The sequence below is a fragment of the Bacillus sp. 01N42_2 genome (genome assembly GCF_056399565.1).
The window spans coordinates 157,993-184,064 of sequence record NZ_JBFTRO010000004.1; the positions used below are offsets into that span (position 1 = coordinate 157,993).

Sequence of the window (26,072 nt, forward strand, 5' to 3'; positions counted from 1 at the left end):
TGATTAACGAAAGGTTGAGATGTTATGTCAGATCAATTTAAGAGCCGTGAAGAACGCCGCAAGGCTAGGCAGACGAAAAGCCCCAAGTCTTCTTCACCGAAAAAAGGAAAGAAACAGCGTAAAGGCGGTTTATTCAAAAAGATTGTGCTGTCTTTGGTTATTCTGTTTGTCCTTGGCATAGTCGGCGGAGCCGCGGCATTTGCCGTTTTAGTTTCCGGTGCGCCGTCTTTGGACGAAGCCAAGCTGAAAACGCCTTACTCTTCAACAATTTACGATAAAAACGGCAAAGAAATCGCGGAAGTGGGCGGCGAAAAACGAACCTACGTCCCGATTAAAGATATACCCGATGTTGTGAAAGAAGCATTTATCGCAACAGAGGACGCCCGTTTTTATAAGCACCACGGAATAGACCCGATCCGGATCGGCGGCGCCTTGGTCGCCAACTTTACGGATGGTTTCGGTTCAGAGGGAGGAAGCACGATCACCCAGCAGGTTGTGAAAAACTCGCTTTTGACCCATCAGAAAACGATTAAACGGAAAGCACAGGAAGTGTGGCTTTCACTGCAGCTGGAGCGCCATTATTCTAAAGATGAAATCTTAGAAATGTATTTAAACAGAATTTATTTCTCACCGCGCGCCTATGGCGTCGGCAAAGCGTCTGAAGAATTCTTCGGCGTAAAAGATTTGAGCAAGCTTACGGTTGAACAGGCGGCAACGCTTGCCGGAATGCCGCAAAGCCCGACCGGATATAACCCGGTTAAAAACCCGAAGGCTTCCGAAAAACGCCGGAACATCGTTCTCAGCTTAATGGAAAAACAAGGATTCATTTCAAATTCTGAATACCAAAAAGCGAAGAAAGTGTCCATGAAAGATGAAGGCGTCGTCAGCCAAAAGGAATACGATAAAAAGGACACAAATAAATACAGCGCTTTTGTCGAAGAAGTCATGAAAGAAATTGAGACAAAAGAAAAGAAAGACGTCGATATTTCAACTGACGGATTAAAAATTTACACGACCCTTGATACAAAAGCACAAGATTATCTTGATCAATTGATGAACGGTGACACGGCCGGCTTTACCGAAGGCATGCAGGGCGGCGTCACCCTCCTTGATACGACAAACGGAGAAATCCGCGCCATCGGAGCAGGACGAAATAGAACTACCGGGGGATTTAACTACGCGACAGACACTCGACGCCAGCCAGGTTCAACGATAAAACCGATTCTTGATTACGGGCCGGTCATTGAAAATAAAAAATGGTCGACGTATGAGCAGATTAATGATTCTGCATATACGTACTCTAACGGCACACCGATCCATGATTGGGACAATGATTACAAAGGACAGATATCTATGCGTCAAGCTCTCGCAGACTCACGTAATATTCCGGCTCTGAAGGCATACCAAGCAGCCGGTAAAGATAATGCGGTCGACTTTGCGAACGACTTAGGACTAGGATTAAACAAAGACAGTGTTACGGAATCTTATTCGATCGGCGGTTTTGGAGCTGATAATCCGGGCGTTTCCCCTCTGACCATGGCAGGCGCCTACAGTGCGTTCGGAAATAACGGAACGTACAATGAACCGCACGCTGTCACATCGATTGAATTCAATGACGGCACTAAGCTTGATTTAACACCGAAACCGAAGAGTGCTATGAGTGATTACACAGCGTTCATGATTACCGATATGCTTAAAACAGTGGTGCAATCAGGAACGGGTAAACTGGCTCAGGTGCCGAACGTGGAAGTCGCCGGTAAAACGGGTACGACAAACTTTACTAAAGATGATATTCAAAAATATAACATTGCTCCAGGCGGAGTCCCAGACTCATGGTTTGTCGGCTACACCCCTCAATATACAGCGGCGGTTTGGACCGGTGTTGAGTCTGGCAACAAAGCAGGCAAGAAATCACTGTCTTCTGCAGACCAGCAAGTCGCAAAACGTATTTTCCAAAAGCTGATCTCATACGTTGATGACGGTAAAGGAAGCTTCAAGCAGCCTGACAGCGTCGTAAAAGAAACAGTTGAGAAAGGCTCGAATCCTGCCGCTTTAGCCGGACCGAATACGCCGGATGATAAAAAAGTGACGGAGTACTTCGTGAAAGGAACGGAACCTACTGCCGTTTCTAAAACGTACGCAAAAGAAAAAGCCGATAAACCGACTGGCTTGCAAGTGAAATACGACAAAGATAAAAAATCATTAACTTTAAGCTGGGATTATGACGGCGATGCAACATTCAATGTCAAACAATCCGTTGACGGAGGAAGCTACAGTGACATTCAAAACAGTTCGGCAAAAGAAGCCGTCGTTTCAAATGTCACCCCTGGGTCCACATACAGCTTCCAGGTGACAGCGGAAAATGATGACGGAAAAAGCGATACGGCATCAGCATCTTTCAAAGTTCCGAAAGATGAAGAAGACAATGCAGATAAAGATAAAGCGACTGACGATGAACAGAAACCTGATGATAAGGATAAAGACAAGACCCAAACCGATGATTCGAAAACAGACGATAATCAAACAGATACGTCAGACGGATCGGATCAATCACCAACCGATGACCCGAATAAAAATCCGGACCAATCCGATCAGGATCAAACGGATAATAACAATCCGAATCAGCCTGGTAACGGGACGGATAACAATGGACAGCAAGATAACGGCTCTGATAATGGTTCCGATACCGGTTCAGACGGTTCGAAAAAACCTGACAGCGGTCAGAAGGACAAAAACCAAGACTCATCTTCAAATGTCAACGGGCAGTCCAATTCGTCAACCATCCAGTCAAATCCCGCTCATTAGCGGACGAAATCCTTCACCTCAAACAGGTGAAGGATTTTTTTCATACAAAAAAACCTCCTTTTCTTATAAGGAGGTTTTTATGATTTGTTCATAGCTTCATATTTATGATATTGTTTTGTCATCTCCGTCATCAATTCGTCAAGCTGAATAAACGAGTGAAATTGAGTCGGTTTTGTTAAAATAAACGCCACTCTCTCCGCCCAATTAATCGGCTCCGCGGGAAAATGCTTGGTTTCAAGCACAGACCAATCGAGTGATGCGACCCGCTCCCCTGCCGTCCAATGAAACGCGGCAATCAGACAGGCAATCCCCTTCAGCATATCATTTTGATCACACCTCGATTTTCTTGTTTGAAAAACGGGAAGCAGCGCTTCTTTCGTTTCGTTCCAAATCTGAAAAAGAAACGGAACATATTCGCTCCTTTCCCTCCACGGCTGTACTTTCGGCTGACTGCTGAAATCCATATACAGCGGATGCCGGCGCAAAGCCGCTTTGACCTCTAAGCTATCCAGATCCGTAAGACTGCGCAAGTATGTTTCATAGCCTGCCAGAATATTAATCGCCGTCACCGTTTCACCAGCCCTTTTTTGTCACGCTTTTGCCCTTCCCTGCATAACGAAAGCAAAGGACATTCCGCACAGCGGGGAGATTGCGCTTTACAATGATACCGCCCGAAAAATATTAATCTGTGATGTGTGACAGACCAATCCTCTTTGGGCACTTTTTTCATTAATGTTTTCTCTACTTCCAATACAGAGTCCTTCCAGCGGCAGATGCCTAGCCTTTTCGAGACCCGTTCCACATGAGTGTCCACAGCGATTGCCGGTACGCCGAAAGCAACGGATACGACCACATTTGCCGTTTTCCGTCCGACACCCGGCAGCTTCACTAGCTCATCCCGGTCTTTTGGCACTTCTCCGCCGTACTCTTCGATGATCATTTTGCTCAGTTTTTGAATATTTTTGGCTTTATTTCGGTACAGTCCGATTGATTTAATATCCTGCTGAAGTTCTTCCAGCGGGACGGCAAGATAATCTTCAGGCCGTTTATATTTTTGAAATAGCGTTTTTGTCACTCTGTTAACGAGAGCATCCGTACATTGCGCAGATAAAGCGACTGCCACAACCAGTTCGAAAGGATTTGAATGGACAAGTTCACATTCTGCGTGCGGAAACATATCACCGATTTTATCAAGACAATATTCAATCTGCTTTAAATTTAACACGTTTCTCCCCTTCTCAAGTTACTGTTCCAGCCAATTGTAAAAAGGCACCTGTCTCGTATACTCTTTTTGCGGTTCATTTTGTTTCGTCTGAACACGCCGGAATTTTTGGCTGTGCGCCTTCGCCTGCTCAACCGTTTTGAAACCGTTCTTTTTCCATTCAAATAAAATCCGGTCAATATAGCGAAAACTGAGCTTTCCTGATAAGACAGCTTCTTTTAGTGCATGTTTAATCAGAATCGCGTCATGCTGATCCTGGTCCTGCCATATGGCCAGCGTCTCACATTCAAGCGGAGACAGCGGTCTTCCAAACTCTTCTTCAAAGATGGTGTACAGGCTTTTTTGTTCTCTTTCTGACGTTCTTTCCTGCGTTTCATTTTGTGAATGCTGCATGTAATCATACAGCTTCGCCCATAAAGGCTGCAGAGAATATTTTTCGAACTTTATGCCGTTATGGTCTTCACATTCTTCAATAAACAGAAAACCTTTTTGAATGAACATTCTCAGGCAGCTTGTACATTCTTCCGCAGAAATGGACATCCCTGACTGCAGTTCAAACGGCGTCGGAAAATAAGAACCCTTTTCCAAATGCATTTTAATCTTTAAAAGCAGAATCAATTCGGTTTCATTCAGACCGAGCTGCCGGTAATGTGTCAGCAGCAGGTTGGGAATGCTTGAAATACCGAGTTCCTGCATATCTATAAATTGCTGTTTTTTCATCCTTACACCTCTTACTGTAAAAGGTTATCTCCGGGAGCTTTCCCCTTTACTTAGAAAAAGTCTCCCTTGCAGGAGACTTCGTTTTTTAAAACTATTACGGATACAGACGGTTCAGAAGTCTCGGGAACGGAATTGTTTCACGCACGTGAGGCGCTCCGCTGATCCAAGCCACTGTCCGCTCAAGTCCGAGGCCGAAGCCTGAGTGCGGAACAGAACCGTATTGTCTGAGTTCAGCATACCATTTGTAAGCATCTGAATCCAGACCGTGTTCTTTTAATCTTTCTTCCAATAAATCCATATCATGAACGCGTTCAGATCCGCCGATGATTTCCCCGTAGCCTTCCGGAGCGATTAAATCGGCACATAGCACGACATCGTCACGATCTTTAGCAGGCTGCATATAAAACGGTTTTAATGAAGTCGGATAATGAGTGATAAACACCGGTTTGTCATAGCTTTCTGCAATCGCTGTTTCATGCGGCGCACCGAAGTCATCTCCCCATTCAATATCGTCGAATCCTTTTTCTTTCAGGAACTCGATCGCTTTATCGTACGTAATGCGCGGGAAAGGCGCTTTGATTTGTTCTAATTTAGACGTGTCTCTTCCCAGTGTGTTCAGCTCGATCTTACAATGTTCCAGCACGCTTTGTACGATGTAAGAAACATAATTCTCCTGAACTTCAAGGTTTTCTTCAAATTCAACAAATGCCATTTCAGGCTCAATCATCCAGAATTCGATGAGATGGCGTTTCGTTTTTGATTTTTCCGCTCTGAATGTCGGTCCGAATGAGAATACTTTTCCTAACGCCATTGCAGCAGCTTCCATATACAGCTGGCCGCTTTGAGACAAGAAGGCGTCTTCATCAAAATATTTTGTCGCGAACAGCTCAGTCGTGCCTTCAGGAGCGCTTCCCGTCAAAATAGGCGGATCAACTTTCACGAAACCTTCTTTGTTGAAAAATTCATAAGTCGCACGGATGATTTCGTTGCGGATTTTCATAATCGCGTGCTGGCGTTTCGAACGGAGCCACAAATGTCTGTGGTCCATTAAAAATTCCGTGCCGTGCTCTTTAGGTGTAATCGGATAATCGGTCGCTTCGTGAATGACTTCAATAGATGTGACTGCAAGCTCATAGCCAAGCGGTGAACGCTCGTCTTCTTTTACAATCCCTTTTACGTAAAGTGACGTTTCCTGCGTCACTGATTTCGCGATTTGGAAGATGTTTTCTTCAACTTCAGCTTTGACGACAACTCCCTGAATGAAGCCTGTACCATCTCTCAGCTGTAAAAATGCGATTTTACCGCTTGAGCGTTTATTTGCGACCCAAGCTCCAATCGTTACTTCCTCGCCTGTGTGTTTATACACTTGGTTGATTGTTGTTTTCAAAATCTTTCCCTCCAGAACAAGAAAGACATTCAGGAATCTGCCTGAATCTCTTTTTTCATCACTTTATTATACCCGTTCTACTCTTACGGGGTCAATGCAGATGAAAAGCGGCTTCAAAAGCCGCTTTTTCAGAATCAGCTATGTTTTTCCGTGAAGCGGCGGATTCTTTCGACCGCTTCTTCTAAAAGATCAAGTGACGTTGCGTAAGATAAACGGACGTTGTCCGGTGAGCCGAAGCCGGAGCCCGGTACGATGGCGACTTTTTCTTCTTCCAGAAGCGCCTTCACGTATTCATCAACATCTTTGAATCCGCAGTTTTCTGCTGCCGCTTTGGCGTTAGGGAACAAGTAAAATGCCCCTTCAGGCTTGACACAGGTATATCCGGGAATTTCGCTGAGCTGAGCATAGATGGTATTCAGTCTGTGCTCAAATGCCTGTCTCATCTCTTCCAGCGGTTCAGCAGGTCCGTTATATGCCGCAATGGCGCCGTATTGAGCGATAGACGTCGGATTTGACGTGCTGTGGCTCGCAAGGCTCGTCATCGCTTTAATAATCGTCTCAGATCCCGCCGCATAACCGATTCTCCAGCCCGTCATGCTGTGGGATTTCGACACGCCGTTGATGATGACCGTCTGCTCTTTCAATTCATCGGAAAGCTGTGCGATTGAGACGTGTTTTTTTCCTCCGTATGTAAGCTTCTCATAAATTTCGTCAGAAACGATCAGAATGTCATGCTCCAGACACACTTTTCCGAGTTCACTAAGCTCTTCTTTCGTATACATGACACCTGTCGGATTGCTCGGTGAGTTGATAATGATTGCTTTTGTTTTCTCAGTGAGTGCCTGCTTCAGCTGCTCCGGTGAAATTTTAAACTGATTGGACTCCAGTCCTTCCACATAGACGGGACGTCCTCCTGCCAATTTCACCTGCTCAGGATAGCTTACCCAGTAAGGAGTCGGTATAATCACTTCGTCTCCTTCATCGAGAATGACCTGAAATAATGTATATAGGGCGTGCTTCGCTCCGGTGCAGACAATGATTTCTGACGGTTTATATTCAATCCCCTGGTCGTTTTTGAATTTTTCAGCGATGCTGTCTTTCAAGGCCGGCAGACCGCCTGAAGGCGTATATTTTGTGTGGCCTTCATTCATGGAACGCACCGCGGCATCTATAATGTGCTGAGGCGTATTAAAATCAGGTTCTCCTGCTCCGAGGCCGATGACATCATGGCCTTCTGCTTTCAGCTCTTTCGCTTTTGCGGTAATTGCAAGTGTTGCAGACGGTGTTAATGCGGATACTCTTTTTGCCAATTTCAACTTGAACTCCCCCTAATACGTCTCACGGTGTGATGTTTTTGAGAATCTTGCCGCTTGTAAAGTCCACATAGCTAAAACTATACTGCCCGTTTTTGTTGATGTAGGTCACTTCCCATAATGGAACATCGTTTTCTCTCGCCGGGTGAACGTCATTCAGCTTTGAAACAAGCCCTGCGTCTTGAACGATTTTGGCAGCCTTGCTGCTTGAAATGCCGTCACTGGCTTTTTTCGAGAGAATTTTTGCTTTTTTGTCGGCCGGGACCCATACATACATGTCTTTTCCGTGTTTATCCGTTCCGGACACAACGTAATACTTCTGTTTACCGACAAAGGTTTCCACTTTCTCAGCATCTGTCAGATCCGTTTTTTCTTTAGCGGCTGCGGCTGCTGTGTCGTGGCCTTCCTCTTTTTGAGCCATTGCAGATTTAAAAATGCTGGCCGAAAATAAAAGAACCGCTAAAAAAATAATACCAAATACGGCTGTAAATATTAACGCTTTTTTTCTCATCTTTTTCACCTATGTGCGATAAATGGTGAAGACCGCTTCATTTTGATTTTCTTCGTCAAGCGCCAGTCCGAACATCAGATTATCTCTTTTCAAAGTCCGGTTTAATGTATCGACGATTTTATATAAATCATCTGAATGCTCCACATTAATTGTAGAAAGAATCTCAATTTTGCTTTCCATTTTTATACCCTCCATCGGTCGAACAAATTTTGTTAGTCATAACGGGATCCACGCGCGGCATAATAAAATCACAAGGCGGCATGAACCCGCTTTTACCATATAAACAATTCCTCATCCCACACCACGAAAGCCGCGTTTATGCGGCTTTTATTCCGTTTGGCTGACGTAATCCCCGAGTTCGGCATCCGTCAGTTCCAAAAGGGATGAAGTCGGGAGCGCATCAAGAAACAGCCGCCCGTACCCCGCCGTCTTTACACGCTGATCTAAAAGAACGATCGTTCCTTTGTCTCCCGCCGTACGGAGCAGGCGCCCGATTCCCTGCCTGAACGTTAACACGGCCTCAGGCAGAGAAATCGTCTGAAACGGGTTTTTCCCCTGCTTCTTGGCGAATTCACATTTTGCGGCATGAAGCGGATTATCAGGCGCCCGGAAAGGAAGCCTAGCAATCATGACGGTTGACAATTCATCCCCCGGAAAATCAACGCCTTCCCAGAAATGATTCGTCCCGAGCAAAATCGCCCGGCTTGCCGTTTTAAAGGTTTTCATTAATTTACCGGGACTTCCGCCCGAGATGCCCTGGCCGAGAAGCTGAATGCCTGAGATCTCCATACTGAGTTTCAATTCCTGATACACTTTTTTCAGCATATCATGAGACGTAAACAGGATAAGAATCTTCGGCTGTTTTCCCTTTGACATGATTTCAGCATACTTGGCAATATGCTCAATAACTTCCCGCTCTCCGTCATATTTGAGGGATTTCATCTCTTTCGGAATGATGACGTTCATCTGATCATCATAAGAAAAAGGAGACGGGATGCTTTTGGTGCGCGGATAAAAATCCGACAGTCCGAGCCTTTCAATCATAAATTGAAAAGACTGCTCCACCATTAAGGTCGCTGATGTGAGCACTACGCTTTTTTTACGGGCGAAAAACTGGTCTGCCAGCATTTCACCGGGCTCCAGCGGCTGTGCATAGATGCTGACGGCGTTTTTTGCGCCCTTGGCATCAATTTCAATCCAAACGGCTTCTTTCTCATCATTTTCAAACAGCAGTCTGCTGAACGTATCGCGATATTCTTTCAGCCCTCTGATGCATTTTACATACTCGGCCGCTAAAAAAGCCGCTCCGCTCTTCATCTCATCAAGCTTTTGATGCAACAGTTTCTCCTGTACTGAAAACACGTCGAGCAGCTGATCCAGCATCGCGCAAAGCCGCTCCGCTCCGTCCGTTATCATGTAAAGGCCTTTATCCTGGCTTTTATGATTCAGACTATAGACGAGACGGTTCAGATCGTCTTTAGGTTTTCTTCGTTTGACAAAAGAATGCACCGAACTGAAAAATGCGTCACTTTCAGATTGAATATGCTTCATCCACTCATCGGCGTCAAAAAAACTTTCGGCCGGCAATTCATACGTATAAAACAGTTTTCTCATCCGCTTTAACAGCCCGTGTTCTTTTAATATTCCGATTCGGCTGAGCTTTGTGTGCAGCCCGATGTACGAAGCTCTCCGCCCTAGATGCTCGCTGGCGGCTCGTTCGAAATGATGCGCTTCATCAATGATGACCGTTCCGCTTGCGGGCAGTTTTTTTGTTTCACTGCTTTGATCTGCAAACAGCAAAGCATGGTTGGTGATAATCAGATCTGCGGCCTGCGCTTTTTCTTTAGCCCGTTCATAAAATCCGGCAGCAGAGTCCTTCCCTTTTTTCAAAAAAGAATCCTCATCGTAAGACATGCGCTCCCACAGCAATCTGCCGCCTGAAGGAAGATTCAGCTCGGCGGCGTCGCCCGTTTCAGTCTCTGTCAGCCAGACGAGGAGCTGTGCTTTCGTCAGAACCGCATCATAGTTGTCATCTTCCTCATGCAGAATATGTTCAAACTTGCGCAAGCACAGATAATGCGATTTCCCTTTTAAAACAGCGGCATTAACCGGCCATGGAAACATACGCTCCAAAAGCGGAATATCTTTAGACATGATCTGCTGCTGCAAAAGAGTAGAGTACGTGCTGATAATGACGGGAGTTTGTTCCGCTTTAGCAAATAAGACAGCCGGAACGAGATAACCGATTGTTTTCCCGATGCCGGGCGCCGCTTCTATCAGCGCATGCTCCCGGTTGCAGAAGGCGCCAATCACTTCATCCATCATCGCAAGCTGCCCTTTCCGCTTTTCATAGCGGGGGATGATGTCAGATAAGAGCTGTTCTTTTTCATCGTTCCATTTTTCAAGATCAATGGCAGCACTCACCGGACGGGAAGCCGGAATTGGATCGGGCTCTTTAATTGAAAAAGACCCGTATGGAATGCAGCTTTCTCCTGCCGCCGGTCTGCTTTCATGTATAAAAGAATCCAAAAGCAGCGTCAAATCGCTGATAAAATGCTGTGAAAGCCTTCTAAGCTGCTTTAACGTCGGCAAAGGCAAATGTTTCAGTTTATGTAAAATGTCTAAAAAGATCAGCCCCGTAACCTCCGCATCACTGTCTGCGCGGTGAGGCCGGTCATGCACAATATTCAGCTCCGTGCACAATTCACCGAGCTTATACCCTTCAAGCCCCGGAAAAACAATACGCGAAAGCTCAACCGTATCAAGCACTTCACAATCCGGCAGCTCATAGCCCGCTTCGCTCAGTTCATGCCGGACAAATCCGAGGTCGAAATGAATATTGTGGGCAACAAAATACGCGCCGTCAAGCAGATGAAAAATCTCTTCTGCGACCGCTTCAAACGGCAGTTCATTTTCAACCATACCGGATGAAATGCCGGTCAGCTGTTCAATAAACGGCGGAATGGCCTGATTCGGATTGATATATTTTGAAAACCGCTCAGTTATTTGTCCATTTTCAATGACAACCGCTGCGATTTGAATGATTTTATCGCCCTTTTTCGGCGAATTTCCTGTTGTTTCGACATCTATGACAACGAACCGTTGCTTGTTCATTAAAATGGACACCTCAATTCTTGCATACGAGAAAAGTGTAACACGTTTTGCTGAGAAATGGAGCAGAAAAACAGCTTTTGCCCCTGAATCTTAAAAGAAAACCCCCATGAAGGGGGCTCTTTTACAAAATCGTGTGCGCCGGCTCCTGGCCCAGCATCTGCTCGATTTTATTCTGATCGTCCAAAACCGCCACCTTCGGCTGATGGCTTTTTGCTTCCTGATCAGACATCATTTGATAAGAAATAATAATGACTTTATCTCCTGGTTGGACGAGGCGGGCGGCAGCTCCGTTTAAACAGATCACGCCGCTCCCCCGCTTACCGGGAATAATATACGTTTCAAGTCTCGCTCCGTTGTTATTATTCACAATTTGAACTTTTTCATTAACGAGCATTCCGACGGCATCCAAAAGATCTTCATCAATCGTAATGCTGCCGACATAGTTCAAATTGGCTTCCGTCACGGTAGCGCGGTGCAGTTTTCCGGCCATCATAGTGCGGTACATATTATGATCTCTCCCATTCATCAATATCAATAATGATATTATCAATCAGCCTTGCTTTAGAAAATTGAACGGCACAGGCCAGAATGATCTTACCGTTTAACGTTTTAAGCGGAGTCAGTTCAGGATAAGCGTACAATTCGGCATAATCAATGACGCCGCTTGTGTTTTCGATGATATCGGTGACGGTTTTTATGACGGTTTCCGGATTTCTTTCACCGTCTCTGATCAGTTCGGCGCCTTTTTGCAATGCTTTATAGATCATCGGCGCTTCTTTTCGTTCCTGCTCAGTCAGATAGACGTTGCGAGAGCTTTTAGCAAGTCCGTCTTCTTCTCTGACCGTATCCACCGCAACCAATTCGATGTCCATAAAGAAATCCTCAATCAATCCGTCCACAACTGCTGCCTGCTGGGCATCTTTCAGCCCGAAATAGGCGCGGGTCGGTTTAACGAGATTGAAAAACTTCGTCAGCACAGTAGCCACTCCGTCAAAATGACCGATGCGGGAGGCGCCGCATAACACGTCAGTTCTTCTTTTTACATGCACGGCAACATTTTGCTCGCCTTTATACATGTCACTTGCAGACGGCGTAAACAATACATCTGCCCCCGCCTGTTCTGCGAGCTGGGCATCGCGGTTTAAATCACGCGGATATGCTTCGTAATCCTCGCCCGGTCCGAATTGAGTCGGATTGACAAAGATGCTCATCACGACAATATCGTTTTCTTTGGTTGCTTTTTCAACCAGCGTCAGATGTCCTTCATGAAGAAAACCCATTGTTGGGACGAATCCGATCGTACGGCCTTCTGAGCGGTATTGCGCAATCAGTTCTTTCAGCTGTTGAGTTTCTGTCAGTTGTTTCATCGCTTACTTTCCTCCGTACAAGCCTTGCAGCACAGTTTGGTTGATCTGAAAAGAATGCTTTTCTTCCGGGAAAACCCGTTCTTTCACATCACGCACATAACCGCTGAGCGCAGATTCAATCGCGCCGTCGATTTTGGCATATTGCTTCACGAACTTCGGTGTTCTGTCCACGCCGTGGCCGACGACGTCATGATAAACAAGAACTTGGCCGTCAGCTTTTGAGCCGGCTCCGATTCCGATGACGGGAATGGATACTTCTTCTATTATTTTTGCGGTCAGTTCAGCAGGCACACATTCAAGCACGAGCATCATCGCTCCCGCCTGTTCGCATTTCACGCTGTCTTCGATGAGCTTTTTCGCGCTTTGCTCATCTTTTCCCTGCACTTTATATCCGCCTAACACTCCGACAGACTGCGGTGTAAGGCCTAAATGGCTGACGACAGGGATTCCGCCGAGTGTCAGCGCGCGGATGGATTCGAAAACGCCGTCTCCGCCTTCAAGCTTTAACGCGTCCGCTCCGCTTTCCTGAATAATGGCCGCGGCATTTTTCAATGTATCTTCTTTTGAAAGGTGGTAAGACATAAACGGCATGTCGGTTACGATAAACGTATTTTTCGCCCCGCGTTTTACCGCTTTTGTATGGTGAATCATGTCACTGACCGTTACGCCGACGGTTGAATCGAGTCCGAGCACGACCATTCCGAGCGAATCCCCGACTAAAATCATGTCGACTCCAGCCTGTTCCGCCAGTTTTGCCTGCGGATAATCGTAAGCGGTCAGCATCACGATCGGCTCTCCGTTTTCCTTCATTTTCATGAAATCCAGTTTTGTTTTCATTCTGATTCTCCTCCTCTAAACGGTGAGGAGATGATCCGCCAATTCTTCGCAAGCAAAAAAGCCTTCTGTAAAATAAGAAGGATTCCCACTTGTTTAACGTTCAGCGAATGTCATCCCTCTGTCCCAGTCCTTTTTTGGATCAAGGCAGACTTTTCGTAATCTCTGTTCTGCTGATCAGGTGCAGTTCATTATGATACTGCCCATAGGAAGTATACCAAATTCACGAGGCTTGTACCAACTAAGATTAATTGAGCTCAATATCGGCAGAATAGATCTTCTTTATTCCGTCTTTCGTTTCCAAAAGAAGGACCCCCTCATCATCAATGCCGAGCGATTTCCCGTAAAACGTCCCTTGCAGCGTTCTCGCTCTGAGCTCACTCGCCAATCCGACCGCGTAGCTTTCCCATAACAGCTTAATCGGTGTAAAGCCGTGCTTCAGATAATCCTGATAGCGTTTTTCAAAAGTCAGCAGAATCTCTTGTATCAGACCCGCTCTGTCAATTTTTTCGCCGGCTTCCAGGCTGAGGCTTGTCGCAATGTCCTGAAGCTCGCCGGGAAAATCGGTTTCCCGCTGGTTCACGTTGATTCCGATGCCGAGAATGACCGAACGGACACGGTCTTCTTCCGCCTGCAGCTCAGTTAAGATTCCGACGGCCTTTTTGCCGTGAATCATTAAATCGTTCGGCCATTTAATAGCGGGCTGTACACCGGTAAAGGATTCGATAGCCTGAACGACCGCAACGGCAGATAACAGGGTGAGCTGCGGCGTTTTTTGCAAAGGAATTTCCGGTCTCAGGATGAGGCTCATCCAAATCCCGTTTCCTTCCTGAGAATGCCACACTCTGGACATTCTTCCTCTGCCTGCCGTTTGTTTATCGGCAACTACGAGTGTTCCTTCCTGCGCGCCGTCATTGGCCAGTTCATGGGCGGTTTTTTGGGTGGACGGCAGGACGTCCCGATAATACAGCTGTTTGCCCATAACCTCTGTTTTCAGCCCGAAGCGGATTTCAGATTCGCTAAGTTTCCCCGGTTTTTTGATGAGCCTGTACCCTTTTCGTCTGACCGCCTCAACCTCATAGCCCTCTTTACGGAGCTCTTCTATATGTTTCCAAACGGCGGTTCTCGAACAGCCGAGCGCGTCACTTATTTTCTGCCCGGAGATAAAGCCGTCACCCGCCTCAGAAAATAAATCAATTAATCGGGTTCTTAATGTTGATCCCATGATGCGAGCCACTCCTTTATGTCATGTTTTCGGTTGGAGAGCTTCCCTGCCAATACCGCTTCTTCAATCCGGCTAAGTTCTTCGGCAATCCATTTACCCGCACGGCGGTTTCTGAGCTCCATCAGATCAGCGCCTGAAATGTCGAGATCACGAAGGCTTTTGATCGGCAGCTGCTCATACAGGCTCCGAATCTCTTTCAGCTTTTGTTCATCAACCGTCTTATGCTTTTTCAGCATTTCGATTTTAACGGCTGAAAACAGCGCATCTCCAGCCCGGTACATCGCCTGGGCTTCAAGCTGCGCCGGATAAACGCTTACGATCTGCACCGCTTTTTTTATGACTTTTCCCGGCAGTTTCCATTGTTTTAAAAACGGTTCGGCGATTTTCGGACAAAGACCGAGAAATAATAACAGCGCTGCCCAGCGTTCTTCGCGCGCATCTAAGGAGGAAAATGGATATCCGCTCGCTTCAAGCATTTGCTTCTCATAACCGGAAAGGCCGGGCAGCTCTTGTATCAGACCTGTCTGCACCATTGTTTGAATCGCTTCTTTTGAAGATGCGCCAACAAGCAGCTTTTCAAACTCGACGGTCTTTCGTTCTACTGATACGTGCGCCAAAAGCTCCCTGTCTTTTATGACGGCCTCTTTTGTTTCTTTCTCTAACAGAAAGCCGAGCTGGCTCATAAACCGGACGGCTCTCATCATCCGCAGAGCGTCTTCCCGAAAACGGTCTTCAGGGTTCCCGACCGTACGGATCAGCTTTTGCGCGATATCCTGAACGCCTCCGAAATAATCAAGCAATTCTCCTTCGGCAGACATCGCCATTGCATTAATCGTTAAGTCTCTCCGCTTTAAGTCTTCTGCTAAAGATGTAATGAACCGGACGGCTTCAGGGCGCCGGTAGTCCTTATATTCTGATTCGGCGCGGAAGGTGGTGACTTCATATGTTTCATCTTCCCATAAGACGATTACGGTGCCGTGCTCTTTGCCGACATCGACGGTCCGCTCAAAGAGGCGCTCCACCTCATCCGGCGAAGCGCTTGTCGCGATGTCCACATCACCTATTTTTCGTTTCATATAGTTGTCTCTGACGGCTCCCCCGACAAAGTAGGCCTGGTGGCCCGCCTTTATCAGATGGTGAAGGATGGGGAGGGCTTTGACAAATTCCTGTTCCATAAGATCACTCCGGTCCTGCCAATTCATCATAAATCCGTTCGTACTGACTGACGATTCGTTGCGAAGAAAAGGCGGTCTCCACCATTTTCAGCGCATGGTCAGTCAAACGTTTGCTGAGCTGTTTGTCTTCTAAAACGGCAAGCGCTTTTTCAGAAGCCGCTTGAATATCGCCGACTTCCACCAGAAAACCGCTTACTTGATCTTTAATCACTTCCGGTATTCCGCCGATATTCGTTCCGATGCACGGCACGCCGCAGGCCATCGCCTCCAGAAGCACGAGCCCGAAACTTTCTTTTTCAGAAAGAAGGAGCTTAAGATCACTGATGGAATACAGCTCTTCCACCCTGTCCTGGTTTCCGAGGAGCAGCACTTGGTCCTGCAGGCCGTATTTCTCGACAAGCTGCCAAGCGACGCACTTTTCCGGTCCGTCGCCGACAAGCAGAAGCTTCGCCTTTGTTTTGGCTGCGATATTACGGAAAACACGGATCACATCCTTCACGCGTTTTACCTTTCTGAAGTTGGAAACATGGATGACGACTTTCTCATCCGGCGAAATACCGTGCTTCTCTTTTATACTCTCTGTATTTTTCTTAAGATAAACACGTTCATCAATAAAGTTGTAAATGGTCTCAATTTTTTTATCCGGCTTGATTAAATCATATGTTTCCCCGGCAAGCGCGGTTGATACAGCGGTCACTCTGTCGGACGCTTCAATGGCAAACCGGATTAAATCTTTTAATGACGGATCATACCCTAAAACGGTAATGTCCGTACCGTGAAGCGTCGTAACAATGCCGATGTCGCGCTTTAGCATCTGTTTGGCGAGATAAGCGCATACTGCATGCGGGAGCGCATAGTGCGCGTGGATGATATCAAGATTTTCCCTTGCAGCAACCTCAGCGATTTTGCTCGCCAGTGAAAGGTCGTAAGGCGGATGTTTAAATACCGCGTATTGGTTGACCTCCACCTCATGAAAATGAATATTCGGATGATATGTATTTAATCTGAACGGGATGCTTGATGTGATGAAATGAACCTGGTGCCCCTTTTCCGCAAGCAGCTTGCCGAGTTCCGTCGCAATAATACCCGAGCCTCCGACACTCGGGTAGCATGTAATCCCTATTTTTAATGGTCTCATTGTCCGCCCCCAAAAACATCATCATTCAAAACGGGAAGCTGTTTTGAAAAGAAACCTTCGGCATACCCCGTCCTGGCTTCTTTGCCATACAGTCTTTCCCGCGCTTCCACCATTTCGATATAACCGTTTGTCAGCGGTGTGTTCACTGACTGCGCCGTAGGAATAAACTGACTTTGATAGGCGTGCAGGCTTTCTTTTTTCAGATCGATGGTTTCCGTTATGTCGATTACAAAGTCCGGACGGTGAAATCCGTTAATCATATAATAGTAAACTTTTTGAGCCTTGTGAGCCGGCAGTTCCCGGTGATCTTTATATTTATGAATTCCCGCTGAGAATACCGCCTCTTCGACTAATACCGCCGCATTGCCGTGATCCGGATGGCGGTCTTTCGGATAAGGCATGAAAACGGCTTTCGGCCGGCATGCTCTGATGACACTGACAATCCGGCGGATGCTGTCCTCACTTTTCAAAAGCCCGCGGTCAGGAAGCGTAAGCTGGATTCTCTCTTTCACGCCGAGAATTCGGGCGGCCTCCGCCGCTTCTTCTTTTCTTATACTTACCGTTCCGTTAGATGACAGCTCGGCCTCGGTCAGATCGCATATTACAGCGGTTTTTCCTTGCCCCGTAAATTTTGCGATCGTGCCGCCCATACCGATCTCAACATCATCGCTATGGGCGCCGAACGCAAGAATATCAACGTGTTCAGACATTCGGCTCTCCTCCGCGCACGAGATTGCGGAAATCAAACGCCCCGCCGTCCAGCGTACGGACGAGAATCTCCGCTGTTCCCATATTTGTGGCCAGCGGGATCGCATATACGTCACACAGCCGGATCAGCGCCGATACATCCGGTTCGTGAGGCTGCGCAGTTAACGGATCCCGCAGAAAAATGACGAGATCAAGAGCATTTGCCGCAATTAATGCCCCGATTTGCTGATCTCCGCCGAGCGGGCCGGATTGAAAACGTTCAACGGACAATCCGGTCGCTTCCTGGATTTTCAAGCCTGTCGTGCCCGTCGCGTATAACTCATGGCGGCTCAATATATCTTTATATGCGGTCGTAAACTGAACCATATCCTGCTTTTTTTTATCGTGAGCAATCAAAGCGATTTTCATTTGATATTCTCCCCCTTGCCGATTCAGTCGATAATATTTTCGAGACCGTACACAAGCTGGTCGATTTTCATCACTTGCTCTACTGACAGCTTCACTCCTGACATAAAGGAAGCCCGGTTATAGGAATCATGACGCAATTTCAGCGTTTGGCCGTCCATGCCGAACATGACTTCCTGATGGGCGATAAGGCCCGGCAGACGCACGCTGTGAAGACGGATGCCGTTTAATTCAGCACCGCGGGCGCCCGGCAAGATTTCTTTTTCATCAGGATGACCCTGCTGCTTTTCTGTACGGACGCTTGAAATCATTTCCGCTGTTTTCAGCGCCGTTCCGCTCGGTGCGTCCAGTTTTTGATCATGATGAAGCTCAATGATTTCTACATCTTCAAAATAGTTGGCGGCCATTTGTGAGAATTTCATCATCAGCACCGCGCCTAATGCAAAGTTCGGAGCGATGATGGCGCCGATTCCTTTTTCTTCAGTCAAGGCTTGAAGCTCCTCTAAATCCGCTTCGGAAAATCCGGTCGTTCCCACAACAGGACGGACGCCGTGTTCAAGAGCGGTTTTCGTATGTTTTTTGCCGATTTCAGGCGTTGTTAAATCGATCAGCACATCCGGTTTTGTTTCTTGGAAACATGTGCGGATATCCGTATAAATAAGAGCGTCTGAATCAGCTGACATCACTTCCCGCAATGTTTGCTGATCGTATGTATGGTCAATGGCGCCGACAAGCTCAAAATGTGGCGTGCGGACGGCAAGTTTTACGGCCTCTTGGCCCATTCTGCCTCTCGGTCCGGCGATTACGACTTTAATGGTTTCATTTGACATGGTTTCTCCTACTTTCCTTCTTCTTTTCTCGTCCAGCGATCTTTATCCCGTGTATTAAATTTATGCATCACGCGGTTATGAGCTTCCTCCAATGAAATATCAAGGGAGTTGGCGAGGCAGATCAGGACGAACAGCACGTCGCCCATTTCCTCTTCCATGCTTTTCTCATTTTCCGTCGTTTTCTTCGGCTTTTCCCCATAGTAATGGTTGACTTCTCTTGCAAGTTCGCCCAGTTCTTCGGTGAGACGGGCCATCATGGCAAGCGGGCTGAAATAGCCTTCTTTGAATTGGCCGATATATTCATCGACCTCAGCTTGTAAGTCTTTCATCGTTTTGTCACTCACTGTGCGAATACCTCCTGTCATCTCTTCCATGTTAGCTAATTCAAGTACATTTGACAAATGTTAAAAACGGCAGTTTGCTGTTTTCTTTTGTATCCACTATAATATTTACGCAATCTAATGGAAGGAAAAGGGGTTTGATGCAATGCTTGGAGAAATCAGAATCAAAAACATTTGCTTTATTTTAATCGGCGCCGCTGTTTTTTCATTCGGACTGGTTCACTTTAATATGCAGAACAATTTGGCGGAAGGCGGATTTACCGGCATTACGCTGCTCTTATATGCGTTATTCCACATCAGCCCTTCTATTTCCAACCTGGTATTAAACATTCCTATCTTTTTCATCGGCTGGCGCATGCTCGGCCGGACGATGTTTGTCTATACCCTGATCGGCACCGTCTCTCTTTCCGTTTTTCTGAGTATTTTTCAGCGTTACGAAATTCATATGCCGCTGTCGCATGATTTAGCTCTGGCTGCCTTGTTCGCGGGTGTATTTATCGGCGCAGGTCTCGGCATTATTTTTAAATACGGAGGCACGACGGGCGGGGTCGATATCATCGCCAGGCTGATTAATAAATTTTTCGGAATCCCGATGGGCCGGACGATGTTTGCCTTTGATGCCTGCGTCATTCTGCTTTCTTTGTTTACGTATCTTTCTTACAAGGAAGCGATGTACACGCTTGTAGCCGTTTTTGTCGCTGCGCGATTGATTGATTTTATACAGGAAGGCGGCTATGCGGCAAAAGGGGCAACGATTATTTCTTCGAAAAACGATTTGATCCAGCAAAAGATCATAGATGAGATGGACCGCGGCGTCACCGTTTTAAAAGGGCAGGGATCATACACAAAAGAAGACAGAGACGTTCTTTACTGCGTCGTTCCGAAAAACGAAATTGTGCTTTTGAAAAGCGTCATCACTTCTGTTGACCCGCACGCCTTTGTTGCCGTAAGCGACGTCCATGATGTACTCGGAGAAGGATTTACGCTTGATGAAAATAAAAATCCGATCAGACGATAATAAAAAGGCGGCTTTTGCCGCCTTTACTGTTCGTGTTTCCATTTGACAACCGGTGATTTTTTCTTTTTCAATCGGCGGGCGAATGCAGGACTGACATTGAGCGTCTGCTCGACGAAGCGCTGCGGCGTCAGTGCCAGCCATTGGTTTAGGGAGACGTCTTCAAAACGGTCGCTTTTGAAAATTTCCAGAAAGCGAAGCGCGGTGTCACCGATATTCTGGACATAATGCCCCATCGCAAAAGGGACATATCCCACGTCACCCGCTTGATAGTTAAATGTCCGCGCTCTTCCCTCCGCCGCAAACACCGTCATTTTCGCTTCTCCTGAAAGATAATACTGCCACTCGTCCGTATTCGGATGCCAATGTAATTCTCTCATGCCTCCGGGTTCGACTTCCACAAGAGCGGCGGCAATCGTTTTTGACACCTTAAACGTTTTTGAATCGACGATCTTGACTCTTCCCCCGCTGGTAACAAGAGGCTCCTGCCGGGAGAGCTTGTAGCTGAACGGCTCCAAAACGGTGCCTTCCGGGGAAGAAACGGCTGCCTGTTCAATCGGGGGAGGCGGTTCCAGCTGGAACATGTAACGCTCTTTCTTGTGAATGTAGGCCAAGTCATATCCGGGAACACCGAAGTTCGCCTCCAGCACGCTGCGCGGGGTGTGGGCAAACCAGTCCGTTACTGAAAAGGTGCTGTTTTCTGAAAAAGAGCCGTCATCAAAGACAAGCAAAAACTCACTGCCCTGCTCCATCCCTTGAATGGAATGAGGGATGCCGGAAGGAAAATACCACAAATCCCCTTCACTGACGTTGTCAATAAAATTCCGCCCGTTTTGGTCGACTGCGGTTAAACGGACTTCTCCGTTTATCACGTATCCCCATTCGGCTTCTTTATGCCAATGAAGTTCCCGCACAGCTCCCGGTTTCAGTCTCATGTTCACCGCCGCGATGTTTTTGGACACCGGCAGTTCCCTGACCGTCACTTCTCTCGACCATCCGCCGTCTTCAAGCCTCATATGCGTATCAGAAAAAGAGAATTTCAAGTTTTGAACCGTTCCCGCATCCGTTGAAGGCGGAACGAGCATATCAGGATTCTGGAAGTCACGCGCGAGGTTCCGCGGCCCTTCATCAGTCGCCCCTTTTCTGCCTCTGATCGGCTGCGGGAGGTGTTTTGAAACCAATTGCTGGATGAGTTTTTTCACTGGCTTTAGCTCCTTTACAGCAATTTGTGTTTATTTAGACTTAGGATATTCACGCTTTTTCTCTTTCTTTTTTTCCGCTCTGTATTTTCGGTAGCCGACATATGTCAGCGCAGTAATAATGATACCGCCTGTTGTCAGAATGACCCAGAGCAGCGAAGGATCAGCATCATCCCGCTCCACCTTGTCAAATACACGTTTTAAATCCTGCTGCAGGAGCGTCAGACGCTCAAGCTTTGTTCCTTTTGTCATCTGCTGAAACCCTTCCTGCTCAATCACCTCGATATGTTTCGCCACCGTATCAAGCTGGCCGGCCGACACATCCATTGTCAGGCTGGGATAAATTAAATCATATAATGATATAAATTCATTCCACTTTTCATTGAAATTCTCACTTCCGTTCCCGCTGACATCTTCTTTTAAGGCGCTGAATGTCGCCATAATCGGTCTTTCAAGCGAACCCCACAGCGGATCGGAGTGGTCTTCCATCGCATCCATTACAAGCCTGAACTGAGCGGCTGCGCGAATTTTTTCGGAATCTGAGGCATCCGCCTGTTTCAAGGCGCGCTCTAAATCATTACAGCCCAGAGTCACCTGCCTGACTTCGGCGCCGGTCAGTGAGTTTACGTGTGTCATTTTTTTCTTAAAGTAGCCAAGCACTTGCAGGGCCTCATCATACTGCGAATGCCTCGTCATCTGGAAAACGGTATCCGAAAGGTCGTTCAGTTCCTTGAGACCGCCCTCACCTTCAGCTTTAGCAGTTGTGATGAAACACATAAGAGCAAGCAAAAGACAGATCGTCAGCTTTCGTTTCATAGAGGTCCCTCCCACTCCTTCTCTTTACAGAATATGAAGAGCGGGACAAGGTTAGACCAAGATTCTATCAGTGTAAGTCAAGCTTTATCCGCCTTTTGGAAATCACCAAAACGTATGCAAGACCGAGTGAAAACAGGCTCAGCCAGAATGTGGCATAGCCGATCTCTTGCATATAAGCACTGAGCATTGAATAGCGGGGCATCATGCCGAAAAGATAATCAATGACGTCATTATGAAGCGTCCAAACAGCGGCAACGGCAAGATGCCATAACCGGAACCGAAAATACGGGCTGTATAAAACACCTTGAACCGCCATGGCGAAATGTGAAGCAATCAGCATGTACCCTTCCCAAGGCATCTGCCCCATTTTAATCAGCACAAAGATATTCATTCCGACCGCCCACAGCCCGTATTTTACAAGGGTTACAAGCGCAAGCGCTTCAAACAGCGGCGCGTTTCTTCTCATAAGAAATGCCAAAAGCACGAACAGGAAGAAAAACGTCGCCGTCGGGCTGTCAGGCACAAATATCAGAAAACGGAACGGCGTGTCCGCAAGCTGCGGCAAATACCAATAATAGCCGTACGCGGTACCGATAAAATTAACGGCAAGAGCAAGCAGAAGCATGCCGCGCCGTCCTAAAAGATAAGAAATCCACCTCAATACCATCAACTCTCAGTCCTTAAAAAATATGTATCATGCAAAAAAAGCTGACATCCGGTCAGCTCTTTTCATAAAAGTATATCCTGCTATTGTCCGCTTCACAATACGTTATTTCGAGGTCGTTTCAGAAATGAACTTCGCCAGCTGATCAAGCTGTTTATCATTCCCTTTAAAAATACCGGCTGGCATCTGCCCTTTCCCTTTGACGGCGATCTTTTTAATTTCTTCCGGGCTCAGCCCGTTATCGACCAGGGACGGACCGGCGCCTCCGCCTTGAAGATTATCCCCGTGACAGGAAATACAGCCCTGTTCTTTAAATACTTTATAACCGTCTGATTCGGTATCAATGGCGGCTTCTTTTTTGATTTTTCCTTGCTCCTCCGCCTTCGCCCAGTCATGCGTCGCGACTGACTGCCACGTTAAAAAGACCGTAGCGCAAAGCGCCAAAAGCATCATGCCGACCGCAACCGGACGCTTCCACGGCCTTCTTTCAGAGCCCCTGTCGAGAAACGGAGCCAAAAGCAGCGACCCGAAGGCAAGACCCGGTATAATCATCGCGCCGATAACGGTGTAGCTCCCCGCGGCATATTCATATTTTAAAAGCTGGTATAAAAATAGAAAATACCAATCCGGCAGCGGTATATATCCCGTATCCGTCGGGTCCGCAACCCGTTCCAAAGGCGGCTCGTGCACTATCGTCAAAACGAGAAATCCGACGAGGAAAACGGCTCCGACCATCCATTCCTTCAGCAGGAAGTTCGGCCAGAACGCCTCTGTCTTTCCCGGATACTCTGAATAGTCTTTCGGTATATTCGGTTTTTTTTCAGCCGGAATCCTTGAATCTCCTACAAACTTCATTCCTTTCCCCCGGTGCATGTCATCCCCTCCCTTTTATATCAGATCTGTATTAAAGCGGTCCTGAAATTCCCTGCTTGCGAATCATGACAAAGTGGGCGCCCATGAGCGCAAACAAAGCGGCAGGGAGAAAAAACACGTGAATCGCAAAGAATCTCGTCAGCGTTTGGGCGCCGACAATATCGTGGTGGCCGGCAAGAAGGGTTTTCACCTGCGCTCCGATCAACGGCGTCGCCTCCGCAATCTGAAGACCTACCTTTGTCGCAAACAGCGCCTTCATGTCCCACGGAAGCAGATACCCCGTAAAACCGAGACCAAGCATCACAAAAAAGATCAGAACACCGACGATCCAGTTCAATTCCCGAGGCTTTTTATAAGCTCCCTGAAAGAAAACCCGCAGCGTATGTAAAAACATCATCACGATGACTAAACTTGCCCCCCAATGATGCATACCCCTTACAATCTGTCCGAAAGCGACTTCATTCTGCAAATAATACACAGATTCCCACGCGTTTTTAATATCCGGCACATAATACATCGTTAAAAACATCCCGGACAGCACTTGGATAACGGTTACAAAAAACGTCAATCCGCCGAAACAATAGACAAAAGCCGAGAAATGGTGAGCTGGATTCACATGTTCCGGCACTTCATGGTCGGCGATATCCCGCCACATCGGCGTAATATCGAGACGTTCGTCCACCCAGTCATAAATTTTGTTCAGCATGTCACCCTTCCCCCCTAGGCTTTGCTTTTCCAAGATACAAAAAGCCGTCCTTTACTTTTTGCTCATAACGGTCAAGAGGCGCGAGCGGCGGCGTGCCCGGAACGTTCGTGCCGTCTTTTTCATACAGCCCGTAATGGCAGGGACAAAAGAATTTGTTCGGATTTTTAGGATCATTGTTCCAGTTTACGGTGCAGCCTAAATGCTTGCAGATCGGCGAAAGCGCTATAATTTCATCGCCATGCTTGTAGACCCAGGCTGACCTGGATTCTTCCGATTCGTACCAGGCGTCGACCTGATGAATTTTAAAGTCAAACCGTTTCGGCTCCTTCGTCAGTTCATCGACGCTGACAACCTGCACCATTTTTTGATCTCCGGTCGGTTTTAATACCGGGTCCAGCGCAAAACGGACCATAGGCATAAGCGCACTGGCGGCCATAAATCCCCCCACGCCGGTAAGCGCATAGTTTAAAAATTGCCTTCTTGATATATCTTGTTTTCCGCCCATCTCTTCCCCCCCTAAAAGATTGACCAAAAATTAACTAAAATAGAAAATAATTCTGAGATTTGACACCCTCATAATATATGAATCTTTCAGCAAGGTCAACAGAGGTAAAATGGCTGTTTTGCGGGATGTCTGGAGTTTTTAGGAATTGTTCCACTTCTGTAACAAAACGTTCAAAATTTCCCCGCACTTATCATCCGCTATTTTTCTCTTTAAAGAGTCTTTCATATGTTCAAACGGGACTGCAGGTATGTAGATGACATCAGATCCTATTTCAGAGTCCTTCCATTTTTCGTCTGCCGTCAGAAACAAGGCATGCCGGAAGCTGGTCATCACCTCTTCTTTGAATTTTTGCAGCAGGGCGATCTGTGATTGATCTATATCAACATATGTATAAGAGGGGAATAAATATACCCGTCCCTTCAACTGGCGCTCAAGCTCTTCAGAAAGCAATTGGGTGCTCTCCCCCTGTTCAACGGCCTCTTTTAAGCCTCCTGCAGATGTTATGGAAATTAACGGAATGACAGCGGTATCAATGTAATCCGCAGATTGCAAATAGACATCGGCATCAGCGGCCCTCCATCTCATGTCTGGTTCCTCCTCCTTACGCAACAAGCCTTGCATATTCTGCAAGGCTGTCATTTATGTGAGCTGATTCAATTGGCGGGAAAGCTTTTCAAATGTTTCTTTGTCGTGGCGGTCCAGCGCCTCGTCGATATCTTTAAGCAGCTTTTCCCGCTGGAAAGTGGATATGGCATGTTCTAATATTTTTTCGGCCATCCCCTGATCCTGTTTATTTTCAAACAGGTCTTTCGGCAGATGCGGATTTAATTCAAGAACAGCAGCATATTCAGGCGAGCTGTAGGCCGAACGGAAATTCAGCTGGATAAATAAATCCTGCTGCTTATTCAGCCGGATGTCGTGAAAAGATTTTTCTGCGTCCGTGGTCATGACATTTTCTTTGTAAAACCTAAACGGCACCTCATCAACGCAATGCGTAGACATGATAATGCCTCTCGGGCAAAATTCAGCTTGTTCTACAAAATGGACCTTCTCCATTAATGTATCATGACTCATTAAATAATTTAAAATCCAGACGCACTCCCGGCGTTTAAGCTGATAATGATTTAAAAACCAACGGATAAAATCCTTTTTTTCATTGACAGAAACAGGGGTCTGCATGTAATTCCCTCCTCTATCGA

General features: G+C 46.9%; 28 protein-coding genes. 2 read left to right on the forward strand and 26 right to left on the reverse strand.

Annotation, left to right across the window (positions count from 1 at the left end):
- Positions 1-24 precede the first annotated feature (24 nt).
- Positions 25-2,805 (forward strand): PBP1A family penicillin-binding protein, encoded by a 2,781-nt coding sequence (locus AC1DN5_RS11410; RefSeq protein WP_366969229.1) that lies wholly within the window; start codon positions 25-27, stop codon positions 2,803-2,805.
- 77 nt (positions 2,806-2,882) lie between these two features.
- Here the strand turns inward: AC1DN5_RS11410 and AC1DN5_RS11415 are convergent, their stop codons facing one another.
- The 18 genes from AC1DN5_RS11415 to AC1DN5_RS11500 form a co-directional block, all read right to left on the reverse strand.
- Positions 2,883-3,374: a YpoC family protein gene (locus tag AC1DN5_RS11415; RefSeq protein ID WP_366969228.1), complete on the reverse strand. Its 492-nt coding sequence runs from the start codon at positions 3,372-3,374 to the stop codon at positions 2,883-2,885.
- On the reverse strand, positions 3,371-4,030 hold the full coding sequence (gene nth / locus AC1DN5_RS11420; RefSeq protein ID WP_016939068.1) for an endonuclease III: 660 nt from the start codon (positions 4,028-4,030) through the stop codon (positions 3,371-3,373). Before nth ends, AC1DN5_RS11415 begins: the two co-directional genes overlap by 4 nt.
- 18 nt (positions 4,031-4,048) lie before the next feature.
- Positions 4,049-4,747 carry a DNA replication protein DnaD gene (dnaD, locus tag AC1DN5_RS11425; protein ID WP_016939069.1) on the reverse strand — a complete coding sequence of 233 codons (699 nt, stop codon included), beginning with the start codon at positions 4,745-4,747 and terminating at the stop codon, positions 4,049-4,051.
- Between the two features lie 94 nt (positions 4,748-4,841).
- Positions 4,842-6,134: an asparagine--tRNA ligase gene (asnS, locus tag AC1DN5_RS11430; RefSeq protein ID WP_016939070.1), complete on the reverse strand. Its 1,293-nt coding sequence runs from the start codon at positions 6,132-6,134 to the stop codon at positions 4,842-4,844.
- Between the two features lie 134 nt (positions 6,135-6,268).
- A complete protein-coding gene (locus tag AC1DN5_RS11435) occupies positions 6,269-7,450 on the reverse strand; it encodes a pyridoxal phosphate-dependent aminotransferase (protein ID WP_047475738.1) in 1,182 nt (393 codons plus the stop codon).
- Between the two features lie 22 nt (positions 7,451-7,472).
- Positions 7,473-7,958, reverse strand: a complete 486-nt coding sequence (tseB, locus tag AC1DN5_RS11440; protein ID WP_016939072.1) for a cell wall elongation/penicillin-binding protein regulator TseB — start codon at positions 7,956-7,958, stop codon at positions 7,473-7,475.
- 9 nt (positions 7,959-7,967) lie between these two features.
- On the reverse strand, positions 7,968-8,138 hold the full coding sequence (locus tag AC1DN5_RS11445) for a YpmA family protein (RefSeq protein ID WP_003153512.1): 171 nt from the start codon (positions 8,136-8,138) through the stop codon (positions 7,968-7,970).
- Between the two features lie 147 nt (positions 8,139-8,285).
- Positions 8,286-11,072, reverse strand: a complete 2,787-nt coding sequence (dinG, locus tag AC1DN5_RS11450; protein WP_099744194.1) for an ATP-dependent DNA helicase DinG — start codon at positions 11,070-11,072, stop codon at positions 8,286-8,288.
- 121 nt (positions 11,073-11,193) lie between these two features.
- Positions 11,194-11,577, reverse strand: a complete 384-nt coding sequence (panD, locus tag AC1DN5_RS11455; protein WP_045927211.1) for an aspartate 1-decarboxylase — start codon at positions 11,575-11,577, stop codon at positions 11,194-11,196.
- Position 11,578: 1 nt separating this feature from the next.
- Positions 11,579-12,439, reverse strand: a complete 861-nt coding sequence (gene panC / locus AC1DN5_RS11460) for a pantoate--beta-alanine ligase (protein ID WP_099744195.1) — start codon at positions 12,437-12,439, stop codon at positions 11,579-11,581.
- Between the two features lie 3 nt (positions 12,440-12,442).
- On the reverse strand, positions 12,443-13,276 hold the full coding sequence (panB, locus tag AC1DN5_RS11465) for a 3-methyl-2-oxobutanoate hydroxymethyltransferase (RefSeq protein WP_016939076.1): 834 nt from the start codon (positions 13,274-13,276) through the stop codon (positions 12,443-12,445).
- Positions 13,277-13,520: 244 nt separating this feature from the next.
- A complete protein-coding gene (locus tag AC1DN5_RS11470) occupies positions 13,521-14,498 on the reverse strand; it encodes a biotin--[acetyl-CoA-carboxylase] ligase (protein ID WP_099744196.1) in 978 nt (325 codons plus the stop codon).
- A complete protein-coding gene (locus AC1DN5_RS11475) occupies positions 14,483-15,673 on the reverse strand; it encodes a CCA tRNA nucleotidyltransferase (RefSeq protein WP_099744197.1) in 1,191 nt (396 codons plus the stop codon). The genes AC1DN5_RS11470 and AC1DN5_RS11475 overlap by 16 nt, the downstream gene beginning before the upstream one ends.
- A 4-nt stretch (positions 15,674-15,677) precedes the next feature.
- Positions 15,678-16,811 (reverse strand): N-acetyl-alpha-D-glucosaminyl L-malate synthase BshA, encoded by a 1,134-nt coding sequence (gene bshA, locus AC1DN5_RS11480; RefSeq protein WP_016939079.1) that lies wholly within the window; start codon positions 16,809-16,811, stop codon positions 15,678-15,680.
- Positions 16,808-17,521 carry a bacillithiol biosynthesis deacetylase BshB1 gene (bshB1, locus tag AC1DN5_RS11485; RefSeq protein WP_366969224.1) on the reverse strand — a complete coding sequence of 238 codons (714 nt, stop codon included), beginning with the start codon at positions 17,519-17,521 and terminating at the stop codon, positions 16,808-16,810. Before bshB1 ends, bshA begins: the two co-directional genes overlap by 4 nt.
- Positions 17,514-17,927 carry a methylglyoxal synthase gene (gene mgsA, locus AC1DN5_RS11490; RefSeq protein WP_016939081.1) on the reverse strand — a complete coding sequence of 138 codons (414 nt, stop codon included), beginning with the start codon at positions 17,925-17,927 and terminating at the stop codon, positions 17,514-17,516. Before mgsA ends, bshB1 begins: the two co-directional genes overlap by 8 nt.
- 23 nt (positions 17,928-17,950) lie before the next feature.
- On the reverse strand, positions 17,951-18,754 hold the full coding sequence (dapB, locus tag AC1DN5_RS11495) for a 4-hydroxy-tetrahydrodipicolinate reductase (RefSeq protein ID WP_099744074.1): 804 nt from the start codon (positions 18,752-18,754) through the stop codon (positions 17,951-17,953).
- Positions 18,755-18,762: 8 nt separating this feature from the next.
- The gene (locus tag AC1DN5_RS11500) at positions 18,763-19,098 is read right to left on the reverse strand and encodes a nucleotide pyrophosphohydrolase (protein WP_003153495.1); all 336 of its coding nucleotides are present in this window, start codon (positions 19,096-19,098) and stop codon (positions 18,763-18,765) included.
- Between the two features lie 142 nt (positions 19,099-19,240).
- Between AC1DN5_RS11500 and AC1DN5_RS11505 the strand changes: the two genes are divergently transcribed.
- A complete protein-coding gene (locus AC1DN5_RS11505) occupies positions 19,241-20,113 on the forward strand; it encodes a YitT family protein (RefSeq protein ID WP_016939082.1) in 873 nt (290 codons plus the stop codon).
- Between the two features lie 23 nt (positions 20,114-20,136).
- On the opposite strand, the gene AC1DN5_RS11510 is transcribed toward AC1DN5_RS11505, so the two are convergent.
- The 8 genes from AC1DN5_RS11510 to AC1DN5_RS11545 form a co-directional block, all read right to left on the reverse strand.
- Positions 20,137-21,312, reverse strand: coding sequence for an oxalate decarboxylase family bicupin (locus AC1DN5_RS11510; protein ID WP_099744075.1), 1,176 nt, complete (start codon positions 21,310-21,312; stop codon positions 20,137-20,139).
- A 30-nt stretch (positions 21,313-21,342) separates the two neighbouring features.
- Entirely contained in the window at positions 21,343-22,125 is a 783-nt protein-coding gene (ypjB, locus tag AC1DN5_RS11515) for a sporulation protein YpjB (protein WP_016939084.1), read from the reverse strand.
- 67 nt (positions 22,126-22,192) lie between these two features.
- Positions 22,193-22,792 carry a lipoprotein heptaprenylglyceryl N-acetyltransferase LhaT gene (lhaT, locus tag AC1DN5_RS11520; RefSeq protein WP_016939085.1) on the reverse strand — a complete coding sequence of 200 codons (600 nt, stop codon included), beginning with the start codon at positions 22,790-22,792 and terminating at the stop codon, positions 22,193-22,195.
- Between the two features lie 102 nt (positions 22,793-22,894).
- Positions 22,895-23,662, reverse strand: coding sequence for a menaquinol-cytochrome c reductase cytochrome b/c subunit (locus AC1DN5_RS11525; RefSeq protein WP_045927203.1), 768 nt, complete (start codon positions 23,660-23,662; stop codon positions 22,895-22,897).
- A 31-nt stretch (positions 23,663-23,693) separates the two neighbouring features.
- Positions 23,694-24,368, reverse strand: coding sequence for a menaquinol-cytochrome c reductase cytochrome b subunit (qcrB, locus tag AC1DN5_RS11530; RefSeq protein WP_003153485.1), 675 nt, complete (start codon positions 24,366-24,368; stop codon positions 23,694-23,696).
- Position 24,369: 1 nt separating this feature from the next.
- Entirely contained in the window at positions 24,370-24,873 is a 504-nt protein-coding gene (locus AC1DN5_RS11535) for a Rieske (2Fe-2S) protein (protein ID WP_003153484.1), read from the reverse strand.
- Positions 24,874-25,011: 138 nt separating this feature from the next.
- Positions 25,012-25,458: a YpiF family protein gene (locus tag AC1DN5_RS11540; protein WP_016939087.1), complete on the reverse strand. Its 447-nt coding sequence runs from the start codon at positions 25,456-25,458 to the stop codon at positions 25,012-25,014.
- Between the two features lie 54 nt (positions 25,459-25,512).
- Positions 25,513-26,052, reverse strand: coding sequence for a ReoY family proteolytic degradation factor (locus AC1DN5_RS11545; protein ID WP_045927201.1), 540 nt, complete (start codon positions 26,050-26,052; stop codon positions 25,513-25,515).
- Positions 26,053-26,072 lie beyond the last annotated feature (20 nt).